The sequence below is a fragment of the Paenibacillus sp. N3.4 genome, assembly GCF_008017805.1.
Classification (GTDB): Bacteria; Bacillota; Bacilli; order Paenibacillales; family NBRC-103111; genus Paenibacillus_E.
Genome location: NZ_VRTT01000153.1, coordinates 1 through 6,606, shown reverse-complemented (window position 1 = coordinate 6,606; position 6,606 = coordinate 1). Strand labels below are relative to the sequence as shown.

The window sequence follows — 6,606 nt, the reverse complement described above, 5'->3', positions numbered from 1 at the left end:
CTTAGGCAGCCATCCGCGCCGGACATCACTCACTTATTTGTAACTCGTAAACACAGGAGACTTGATAGAAAGGGGCGTTGGTTATATGTATTTTCCAAACGCTGGCCAACCAATCCTGTCTCTAAAGCGGCAATTAAGAAAGCAGAGCGTTATATGCTGCAAAATATAGTACAGGACGGTACTCTAAGCAGTTATGCGAGCGCCACCATGAGGCCCATCTTCAGAACGTTCCTTCTACGGTATGGGACACGGCTATAGGAAGCGGGACTAACGACAGAAGATCCGGCGATTCAGCATGCTGCTCAATATTTACTTACTCTTCAGCAAAGAGATCTAAGGGAGGGGGGAGGGAACACTCTTGTTCACCTCGCAGGAGGATGGGGATTTTCTGAAAGCAGCACTACAAATCCGGATGTGGATGATACGCAGGCCGTTTTGCGGACGCTTACGCGGTTTCCGATGGCGCAATTAACCGAATTAGGCAGCTTGCATCCTTTCAAAATCCGGATTTCTATAAAACACAAGATTGTACTGCCGAAAGCAACAATCATCGTCGATAAATTTCACGTTGTACGTATGGCTAACCAAGAGTTAGAAACCATTTGAAAACAGCTTAGAGAGGACTTATCACCAAAGGAACGGCGTGGACTTATGGACGACCGTTTCATTCTGCTCAAACGCCATAAAGACCTTACAGAGATGGATAAGATTACGCTTGACCTGTGGACGAAAAACCACCCTTCGCTTGGCGTTGCTTATGAGATAAAGGATTCATACTTTGATATATGGGACAGCGACAGCAGACAAAAGGCTTTCCTCAAATACCACGATTGGAAGGCAAAGATACCAAAGGAACTCCAAAATGCTATTGATCCTCTTACAAAGGCTATGAAGAATTGGGAAGATGAAATTTTCGCTTACTTCGACCATCGCATTACAAACGCCTACACGGAGTCACTGAATAGCCTCGTACGGGTTATGAATCGTTTATAGGTAGAGGATATTCTTTCGAAGCTCTACGAGATAAAATGCTTTTTACAGAAGGTCTTGCGAAGCAACGAAAGCCTAAGTATCAACGGCAGTTAGATAGTTATGAGCTTCGAGAAGAAAACTTCCCGATGTTTAAAATGCCACCTATTGGGGTCGTTCGTGAACCAGGAGAAATAATCCTGCGTGGCGTCGATATTTCCACCTTGATAGAGAAATTGGAGAAGGGCGAGCTATAAGCCCTTTTCCACCATAAAATCCGAATACCCAAAATAAGACATGAAAAATCATTAGCCAAATTATTATTTGAAACTCCCAAATATGATTCAATTGATCAAATTAAGATTGATTATCCAGCTCAAGACAAGACAGAATGATTTTATTTCATATATTACCAGGACAGGTGTGGTGCATCTTGATTGGTGTTAATGGAAAATAAAATATTTTCTGAAAAATAAAGTATTAGACCGTGAAAATAAAGTTGTAGGCTATCGATGCAGCATTAACGGGAGGTTATTTGATTTAAGATATATTGGTTTTATGTTAAAATTATTTGAAAAAGTAGAACTCCTTAATAAACCATCTGTTTAAAATTGGTAGAAGATAGAAATCTAAAAAAGATAATTCTTGAGAAAAGGAGATATTAAAAAATGACAACTACAAAGAAAAGTTTAAGGACTTGCAACAAAGGACACATGAGCACATAGTCCGCTGTAAATCCGACAGTTAGTGCCCGTTTTAAAAGTTCCATACGGCAAGAAGTAACTGTTTTTGGAGACAATTTAAACGATCTGGGGACGTTTAACGCTGGGGTATATAAAGTTGTTGTAGCGAATGCGCATCCGGATATTCGGATGCTTCCAGATTTGATTGTTCAAAGCAATGATGAGGATGGTGTGGCCAGATATATCGAGAGGAGATTACAGGCAGATAATTAACAAATATACGATAAATAAATGGAATTAGTTAGCTGGAGAAGGGAGATATTACTTCATGGGTAGTTATGTAAATACGTTTGTTCAGGTGGCAACAGACTGTCCCGTTCATATGGGAATAGTCCCCCTTGAAAAGAAGGAAAGCAAAACAGCGCACAGAATTCAATATGAGTTGCTTTCGCAGCATCCTTATGCGTTTACGCAACAAGAATTGATATACAAGGTATATCTCTTGCATAAGCAAATCCCCAAAAACGAGATTGCTGCTCGCGGCGATGAAATATGGCAGGAGCTTTTCGAGAGAAATCACCCTTGCTTAAGAGCATCCATGCTGCCCAAAAAATATGGCTGGGGCGTTCATTACGATAAAGAAGGGAAGATTGCCATTTACGCGATGGAATCTGAGGAGTATCAACAATTTATGGATGCAGGCAAAAGCAAAGAAGAGGGTCTGCAGCTTGTATACGCCATGCGAAGTACCCGCGGTTGATGGGTCATCAATACCCGTTTCGAATGGAATCGCACATCAAACCAATGCTGGACGGAGTTTAAAAAGAGGTTCTGGCTAAGCAGCTTAGGCTAGCAGGTCACAGCCTCTTTTCTTTGTTGAAAATATGGATGGAACTCCCAAGTTGCTCGTGGTAAACTATGAAAATAGTTTATTAACCATGGGTAAATATAAAGGCGAGGTGGCACTGTTTGAAGTTGATGATGAGATGGACTTTTCTGGGAGTTTTTACTCTTGTATGCGTTTTCTTTCTGAGTAACGTAGGCAGCTTGTTTGTATCCGCTATGCCGGATCAGATTCGTGTCACGATCGGACCAAGTACGAGTATGGAAAAGATGGCTGCTAAATTGCCGGGTAGTCAAGTGGTGAATGAGAAAGCAGGGATTTTGTCCGTACCTTACGGAAAAGTAGAAGCTTTTATTGGAACGGCGAATACGATCTCCGGGGTGTTTCGTGTCAATAGTGTTCCGTTGGATCACCCTGTCATCTCATGGAAGTACTATGGATTTATGGTAAAAGAGCAAATGGCGGGCTTTCTCCATGGTGATTTTGGGCATTTTCGCAGTCCGTTTAACAAGAAGCAGATCCCTGTTACTCAGGAACTGCCCAACATGATTCTTCGCACATGCACCTATTTTATTCCTGGCTTACTGCTGGCTATCTTGCTCAGTGTATTCATGTCGCTGGCTGCTTCCTATTGGAGGGGGTTAGGGAAAGTCATAGATGGCATTCATGTTCTTCTCGTAGGATTACCTGACTTTTTCCTCATCATTTTGATTCAGCTGGGAGCCATTTATGTAACCAAGTTTGTAGGTCATTATGTCATGCTAGTTGTACAGGTGGGCAATAGGACACCATTCCTAATCCCTTTCTTGACCATAGCGCTCATTCCTACCGTGACGATTTACGGTACAATGCGCATTGCAATCATGCGTGAATTGGGGCAGGATTACGTGACAACCGCATTAGCCAAAGGCTTGACTCGCCGAGAAGTGCTCTGTAAGCATGTGCTCCGCAATATCGTAGAGGATTTGTTAACTGTGTTACCCAAGGCTACTACGCTGGCATTAGCCAGCATGGCTGTTGCGGAGGCCGTTTGCGGGATCTTCGGTCTGGGTGGATTTATCATTTCTCCGATCGTCCAAAGCGTTTCTTCCATGTCGCTTATCTGCATGATGCTGGCTCTTATAGCAATGATTTTTCATTTATTGTATGCGTTGCTGCGAAAACGGTTTGTTGTGCACACACGGGAGGTTTTTTAAGAGAATGAAACGTTCTTCCATTACTTATTATTGTTCGTTAGGACTTATTATTCTAATCTTATTAGCAGCCATTTTCGGCAGTTGGCTAAAGCCCCATGGTATTGGTCCAGATCAGAAAATAACGATGATTCCGTATCAAGAGGATGGGAAAACCAGATATATGAAGCCACCCTTCGAACCTAACCATACCTTTCTGCTTGGAACCGATCATCGTGGATTTGATATGCTCAGTTTACTGCTGAACGGCCTAAAATATACCCTGGGCACAGCTCTAGCTCTTACGGCGCTTCGTTTTGCAATTGCATTGCCATGGGGATTATGGAGCGGACTTACAGGAAAAGGAAGAGGTATTTTACATTCCTTGCAGTGGGTTATTTCCTCTGTTCCGGCTTTTATTTTTTTGTTTCCGCCTTTAGCGGGTATCTATTATGGATTAAGGCTCGATTGGGGGATCAAAGCCGACCCGCATTATAGGATGCTGTTTATTTGGATCTTTATCCTATTGATAGCGTTCATCGGAATATTTCCACTAGCCTACCAAGTGGCGAACCGGGCAAAGTATTATAATGAGCGTTTATTTATTGAAGCATCGCGCATCATGGGAGGCTCAGTTCTGCACCGAACGGTTCGTCACTTATTGCCGTGTATGAGAAATGAATTGAGCTTTATTTTCCTCAGTGAGTTTATGCAGGTGCTCTTCTTAATAGGGCAATTGGCCATCTTTCACATTGTGCTTGGCGGCACGGAAACACTCGGCAGCGATGAGGCGGGTTATTTCATTAACATTACATTAACAGGCGAATGGAGCTCTCTCATCGCATATGGATCCAGTTATATACGGATCTATCCTTGGATAATTTTAAGTGTTGGCGGTAGTTTTGCCTTGCTGCTTTTATCGCTTCAATTTTTCTTGACTCAACTCAAATATCGTTACGGCAAGGATCGTCAACTTATGTAAGATCAGCATCATAGGGATTAAAGGTCGGGAAACCATCCATTGGAGGTTCCTCGACCGAAAAATAATTGAAAACGTACAAAGAATGTGGTACATTAACTGACGACCGTTCGGAAGGGTGAATGTAAATGACGATTATGCGAATCAAGGATGCTGCACTCACACATTTTGCCAATAATGGCTATGAAGGAGCATCACTGGCCGATATTGCTAATGACGTTGGGATAAAAAAACAGTCCATTTATACTCATTTCAAAGGGAAAGACGACCTTTTCCTTGATGTATTTAAAGATGTATTAACGAAAGAATTAAACTTTGTTGCTGCTTATATTGAATCTAATCCTCATCTTTCCATTGATGAATTTCTGTATGGTTTTCTTTTACGGTATAAAGATAGATATGAACAAGATAGAAACACAAAGTTTTTCTTGCGAATGGCCTTTTTTCCGCCTACACATCTGTATAGTGAAATCGTGAATTATGGTTATCATTATTTAGATACAATGGAGGCTTTGTTAATGCCTGTATTTGAAAAAGGACTATCTGAAGGAAGTATAAGTCCCACTATCAGCAGTGAACGTGCGAATGCCGCATTTATGGCCCTGCTGGATGGGATGTTCGTTGAATTGTTATTCGGCGGTTCTGAACGTTCGCTTAAAAGGATCGATGCTTCTTGGTTTATTTACTGGCGCGGATTGAAAAATTAATACCGTAAGGAGGAACTATCAAGTGAGCCGCAATTGGATATTCGTATTTATCGGAGCTTTATTTGAAGTTATATGGGTTGCCGGATTAAAACACTCGACTACGATGATTTCTTGGATTGTAACGATTGTTGCCATGTATATATCTTTTCATTTAATTATTCGTTCATCCACAAAATTGCCCGTTGGTACGGTTTATGCCGTATTCACCGGTTTGGGGACAGCAGGGACGGTCCTGGTGGAAATGATTGTATTCGGAGAACCTTTTAGGTTAATGAAAGTATTGCTTATTTTGTTACTGTTATCGGGTGTGTTTGGCCTGAAATTTGTCACAAAAGAACCGGAAGAGAAAGGAGCTGCCGCATAATGGGCTGGGTATTCCTTTTATTTGCCGGACTGTTCGAAGTTGTTGGGGTTGTCGGTATGAACCAAATCAATAAGCATAAAAACATAAAGGCCTATCTTCTATTTATAGTGGGGATTGTCATGAGTTTTGCCTTACTGAGTCAAGCCATGAGAACCATTCCAATGGGTACGTCTTATGCTGTTTGGACGGGAATAGGAACAGTAGGTGGTGCCGTCGCGGGGATGCTGTTCTATGGAGAATCAAAAGATTGGAAGCGGATTTTGTTTATTATGATGGTGTTAAGCGCAGCCGTTGGATTGAAATTAATCTCTTAAAAATGAATAGGGTTATTTATACATGTTACCGCTCTTGAATGGGCGGTTTTTTTGCGCCTCACAGTCGCACAATCTAAGTGCATAAGAAAGTATCTTTGCTTTTGCTTCGCATCTACTTTGATAAACTCCTCGTCTCTTAAAGGGCGATGAAGTCGTTTGTCCTTGCATATTTGTAACAGCCGATGGAGAGGCAGAGAGGTAAATATGTGTATCCACCGGAGGTTCGAATGGGAATAAGAAGGAAGCTCGCAATGGCAATCGCCCTTTTATGCGCAGGGATTGTCGGCTGCGTACCAATGAACCTTAACGCATCCGCGTCCACAGTCAGTTTCATCGCGGTTAAGCCAAAGCACGAGATTGCCATTCCCGTGCTTAGTTATCATAGCATCGGGGCAGAGCCGGTAGAACAGCTCATCATTCCGCTCATTCTCTCTTTTTCTTTAGCTGTAAGCACGTTTTCCGTGCTTACAGCATCGCTGACGGGCCACTTGGCCTTCCGTAACGCGGAAATCAGCTTTACAGCTCATCATTCCGCTCATTCTCTCATTTTCTTTAGCTGTAAGCACGGTTTCCG

The 6,606-nt window shown here is 42.2% G+C and carries 8 protein-coding genes and 2 pseudogenes; all 10 read left to right on the top strand.

All coding sequences use genetic code 11. From position 1 onward, the window contains the following. Window positions 1-258 (top strand): annotated as a pseudogene (locus FU659_RS36670) (hypothetical protein); the annotation flags it as partial. Window positions 259-528: 270 nt separating this feature from the next. Beyond that, window positions 529-1,226, top strand: a pseudogene (locus FU659_RS39505) (ISL3 family transposase); the annotation flags it as partial. Window positions 1,227-1,736: 510 nt separating this feature from the next. After that, window positions 1,737-1,925, top strand: a complete 189-nt coding sequence (locus FU659_RS34270) for an HAD family hydrolase (protein WP_147951636.1) — start codon at window positions 1,737-1,739, stop codon at window positions 1,923-1,925. 55 nt (window positions 1,926-1,980) lie between these two features. Continuing rightward, a complete protein-coding gene (locus FU659_RS34265) occupies window positions 1,981-2,412 on the top strand; it encodes a DUF6157 family protein (protein WP_147951635.1) in 432 nt (143 codons plus the stop codon). A gap of 218 nt (window positions 2,413-2,630) precedes the next feature. Then, complete coding sequence (locus tag FU659_RS34260; protein WP_187274605.1) at window positions 2,631-3,692, top strand: ABC transporter permease subunit; 1,062 nt, start codon at window positions 2,631-2,633, stop codon at window positions 3,690-3,692. 4 nt (window positions 3,693-3,696) lie between these two features. Further along, window positions 3,697-4,650, top strand: a complete 954-nt coding sequence (locus FU659_RS34255) for an ABC transporter permease subunit (protein WP_147951633.1) — start codon at window positions 3,697-3,699, stop codon at window positions 4,648-4,650. 125 nt (window positions 4,651-4,775) lie between these two features. Continuing rightward, window positions 4,776-5,354 carry a TetR/AcrR family transcriptional regulator gene (locus FU659_RS34250; protein WP_147951632.1) on the top strand — a complete coding sequence of 193 codons (579 nt, stop codon included), beginning with the start codon at window positions 4,776-4,778 and terminating at the stop codon, window positions 5,352-5,354. 22 nt (window positions 5,355-5,376) lie between these two features. Then, window positions 5,377-5,718, top strand: coding sequence for a DMT family transporter (locus tag FU659_RS34245; protein ID WP_147951631.1), 342 nt, complete (start codon window positions 5,377-5,379; stop codon window positions 5,716-5,718). Further along, window positions 5,718-6,032 (top strand): DMT family transporter, encoded by a 315-nt coding sequence (locus tag FU659_RS34240; RefSeq protein WP_147951630.1) that lies wholly within the window; start codon window positions 5,718-5,720, stop codon window positions 6,030-6,032. Before FU659_RS34245 ends, FU659_RS34240 begins: the two co-directional genes overlap by 1 nt. A gap of 182 nt (window positions 6,033-6,214) precedes the next feature. Next, a partial coding sequence (locus FU659_RS34235; protein WP_187274604.1) for a hypothetical protein occupies window positions 6,215-6,606 on the top strand: 392 nt, incomplete at its 3' end.

Coding starts and splice junctions, on each gene's coding strand:
- FU659_RS34265 (WP_147951635.1), top strand. CDS start 1,981: ATGGGTAGTTATGTAAATACGTTTGTTCAGGTGGCAACAGACTGTCCC.
- FU659_RS34260 (WP_187274605.1), top strand. CDS start 2,631: ATGATGAGATGGACTTTTCTGGGAGTTTTTACTCTTGTATGCGTTTTC.
- FU659_RS34255 (WP_147951633.1), top strand. CDS start 3,697: ATGAAACGTTCTTCCATTACTTATTATTGTTCGTTAGGACTTATTATT.
- FU659_RS34250 (WP_147951632.1), top strand. CDS start 4,776: ATGACGATTATGCGAATCAAGGATGCTGCACTCACACATTTTGCCAAT.
- FU659_RS34240 (WP_147951630.1), top strand. CDS start 5,718: ATGGGCTGGGTATTCCTTTTATTTGCCGGACTGTTCGAAGTTGTTGGG.